Annotated in this window: 4 protein-coding genes; 1 reads left to right on the forward strand and 3 read right to left on the reverse strand. The window is 56.8% G+C overall.

The genetic code is table 11. The features are described from left to right. Positions 1-218: 218 nt before the first annotated feature. On the forward strand, positions 219-818 hold the full coding sequence (locus K5D32_RS25605) for a histidine phosphatase family protein (RefSeq protein ID WP_102863185.1): 600 nt from the start codon (positions 219-221) through the stop codon (positions 816-818). Here K5D32_RS25605 and tnpC read toward each other — a convergent pair. Genes tnpC through tnpA form a run of 3 tightly spaced genes read right to left on the reverse strand, consistent with a single transcriptional unit; the run spans position 804 to position 3,044 of the window. Further along, positions 804-2,345: an IS66 family transposase gene (gene tnpC, locus K5D32_RS25610; RefSeq protein ID WP_221602302.1), complete on the reverse strand. Its 1,542-nt coding sequence runs from the start codon at positions 2,343-2,345 to the stop codon at positions 804-806. The two genes, K5D32_RS25605 and tnpC, sit on opposite strands and share 15 nt — an antisense overlap. Positions 2,346-2,394: 49 nt before the next feature. Further along, positions 2,395-2,730 (reverse strand): IS66 family insertion sequence element accessory protein TnpB, encoded by a 336-nt coding sequence (gene tnpB, locus K5D32_RS26080; protein ID WP_260407547.1) that lies wholly within the window; start codon positions 2,728-2,730, stop codon positions 2,395-2,397. Continuing rightward, positions 2,727-3,044, reverse strand: coding sequence for an IS66-like element accessory protein TnpA (gene tnpA / locus K5D32_RS25620; RefSeq protein ID WP_221602303.1), 318 nt, complete (start codon positions 3,042-3,044; stop codon positions 2,727-2,729). Before tnpA ends, tnpB begins: the two co-directional genes overlap by 4 nt. Positions 3,045-3,181 lie beyond the last annotated feature (137 nt).

Raw genomic sequence — 3,181 nt, forward strand, 5'->3', positions numbered from 1 at the left:
GCGGTTGCCACATGCTCAATCGGTAGAAGATTACGAAGCGCTGTTGCCGTGGAACTGCTCACCGGAAATGCAACGGTAAACGAACTGCCTATCTTGCGGTAGGTGGGGTTTGTGGGTAAGCGTCTGGGGAATACACCTGTCCCAAAACCCGGTCTTGGTGCGTTCACCGGCGATGGAAAGGTACAATCTTTCTCTTATATTGCGCTGAGACGGATTTCATGCATTTATACATCGTGCGGCATGGTGAAACCTGGGCTAATGCCGAACATCGATACCTTGGATCTCTTGATCCAGAACTTACCGCGCTGGGCCGCCAGCAAGCTCAAACGCTTTGCGAGCAATTGCCCGCAAGCCTTGATGTACTTGTCGTTTCTCCACGCCTCAGGGCGGTACAAACCGCGAGTATTCTGAACGAACGCCTCAAGCTCTCGCCTGAAATAATGGACTGCTTCAGAGAGCGGGATGTCGGCGTTTTCGAGGGGTTGACCCAAGGCGATGCCAAGAAGCGCTATCCGCAACTCTGGTCGCAGAACATCACTCGACTTTGGGATGCTGGGCCGACCGATGGTGAGTCGATCTCTGACGTTGTGAAACGAGTGCGAGACGGTTTAGCTGAGCTGGAATCGAAATATCCCTCCAAAACTGTTTTGCTTGTAGCACACGGCTTCGTTGCAAAAGTAGTCAGAGCACTGGCCATAGGAGACTTTTCAGACTTCTACGAATGGCAGCTTTCAAACGGTAACATGCTGTTTTTGCAAAGCTTCAATATACCTACACAAGATCTTGAAACTCTGAGGCGCTCTCTACCCATAGCGTGATGTGGGCTGCTGCCAGTTTTGCGGCAGCAACTCCGTAATATCACTTGCCCGCTGCGTCGGTAGACGAGCCAGCACGTCCTTCAAATACGCATACGGATCATGACCATTCATACGCGCCGACTGGATCAGGCTCATGATTGCTGCCGCCCGCTTGCCGCTGCGCAGCGACCCAGCAAACAACCAGTTTGAACGCCCGAGCGCCCACGGCCGGATCAAGTTCTCGATCTGATTGTTGTCGATGGGCACAGCACCATCTTCCAGGTAGCGCGTCAGCGCTACCCAGCGTTTGAGGCTGTAATCCAGAGCCTTGGCCGTGGCCGAACCCTCAGGCACAAGTTCACGCTGGGCCAACATCCACTCATGCAGCTTTTCAGCGATGGGCACGGCTGTTTCCTGGCGCAATCGCCAACGGTCTTCGTCGCTCATTTCCTTGGCGTGTCGCTCGACTTCGTACAGCCCGCCAATCGAGTGAAGCGCCTGCTCCGCCAATTGGCTTTTATTGGCTACATGCAAGTCAAAGAACTTGCGGCGTGCATGGGCCATGCAGCCGATCTCGGTGATGCCCAGCTCAAAGCTGGCCTTGTAGCCGGCAAAGTCATCACAGACGAGCTTGCCGTTCCAGGTGCCCAAGAAGTTACGCGCATGTTCGCCAGCACGGCTGGGGCTGAAGTCGTAGACAACGGCCTTTAAGGCCGAGAACGGCGCAGTGCTGTAGGCCCAGACATAAGCGAGGTGGGTTTTCTTCTCGCCGGGCGCCAGCATTTGTACCGGCGTTTCATCGGCGTGGACGACGCGCTGGGCCAGCACTGCTTCTCGCAACGCATCGACCAGCGGCTGAAGCTGCACGCCGCTTTGGCCCACCCAGTGCGCCAGTGTCGAGCGCGGGATAGCCAGGCCAGCGCGGCCGAAGATCTTTTCCTGTCGATACAGCGGCAGGTGGTCGGCGAACTTGGCCACCACCACTTGTGCCAGCAGGCTGGCAGTGGGGATTCCCTTGTCGATCACCTGCGGCGGTACCGGCGCCTGGATCAGTGTTTCGCACTTCCGGCAGGCCCATTTCCCACGCACGTGGTGTTCGACGGTGAACACGCCCGGCGTGTAGTCCAGCTTCTCGCTGACATTTTCGCCGATGCGCTGAAGCTGGCAGCCGCACGCGCACTGAGTGTTGTCCGGCTCGTGATGGATCACAATGCGTGGGAACTGCAGTGGCAACGGCGCGCGCTTGGGTTGCTGGCGTGGTTCTGCCTGTGCGGGAGCGGGATGAAGTGCTTTTAACTCCGCCTCGATGGCTTCGAGGTCGGTATTGAGCAGGTCATCAAGCAAGCTACCTTGAGCCGGGCTGATCTGCTCGCTGCGCTTGGCAAACTTGTGGCGTTTGAGAATGGCGATTTCGTGAGTGAGTTGCTCGATGATCGTCTCATCACGATGAATTTTTCTGTCCTGGGTGTCGATCTTGGATATCAACTGCGCAGCCAGTGCGCGCAGTTGTTCGGGAGTCATTTGGTCTAGATCGGGCAAGGAAGTCATGCCGTGGATTTTACCAAAGCAGCCCGAGTGCTACAGCCGAAAAGAGCGTTTAAAGCAATGTAATTACGCCGCCCGCACCGACTCGTTGCCAAGGTAATCCAAGTACCAGCGCCTGAAGTTGTTCGGGGTCGAGTTCGACCTCCGTCCCACGATGGAGGCCTGACCAATGAAACTTACCTTGGTTCAAGCGCCGTGCAGCCAGCCAGATACCGACGCCGTCGTGCACCAGGACTTTCATGCGGTTCGCCCGGCGGTTGGCAAAGAGGTAAGCGTAGTGCGGCTTCGCCGCACCGAACACCGCGACCACTCGGGCCAACGCAGTCTCAGTGCCGGCGCGCATGTCCATAGGCTCGGTGGCGAGCCAGATGGCATCGACGCGAATCATTGGGCCAGGCCACGAATAAAACACGCGCAGCCGTCCGGATCCGAGGCTGGCCATTTTACGGTGATAGATTTATCACCCAGAGGTAGCGAGATGATCACCATCTCTTCTGATGCTCGCCTTGGTACCACTTTTACCGGAACGAAAGCCGGCAAGGTTGCAGGCGATTGATCCCGGTAGGTCGGTAGCCACTTGCGGATCACGTTGGCATTGATGCCGTGATGGATGGCTACGCTGGAAATCGTCGCTCCGGGCTGGAGGCATTCCTGGACGACCTGGGCTTTGAATGGTTTGGGGTAAGAGCTTCGTTGGCGCATGGAAATCCTGGCGATAAGGGCGATCGCGTCCGCTTAAAAATAAGCGGACACGATCGTCCTTAATGCGTAAGCGCTCCATAAACCCCACCAAACTCAATATGGGTGGCGCGCTCAGCTAGGCGATGCGGGTAAGCAGT

Source organism: Pseudomonas cichorii (assembly GCF_019719005.1).
In the GTDB taxonomy this organism is placed as follows: Bacteria; Pseudomonadota; Gammaproteobacteria; order Pseudomonadales; family Pseudomonadaceae; genus Aquipseudomonas; species Aquipseudomonas cichorii_E.

Excerpts from the sequence above, each read along its gene's own strand:
- K5D32_RS25605 (WP_102863185.1), top strand. The coding sequence starts at position 219 with ATGCATTTATACATCGTGCGGCATGGTGAAACCTGGGCTAATGCCGAA.
- tnpC (WP_221602302.1), bottom strand. The coding sequence starts at position 2,345 with ATGACTTCCTTGCCCGATCTAGACCAAATGACTCCCGAACAACTGCGC.
- tnpB (WP_260407547.1), bottom strand. The coding sequence starts at position 2,730 with ATGATTCGCGTCGATGCCATCTGGCTCGCCACCGAGCCTATGGACATG.
- tnpA (WP_221602303.1), bottom strand. The coding sequence starts at position 3,044 with ATGCGCCAACGAAGCTCTTACCCCAAACCATTCAAAGCCCAGGTCGTC.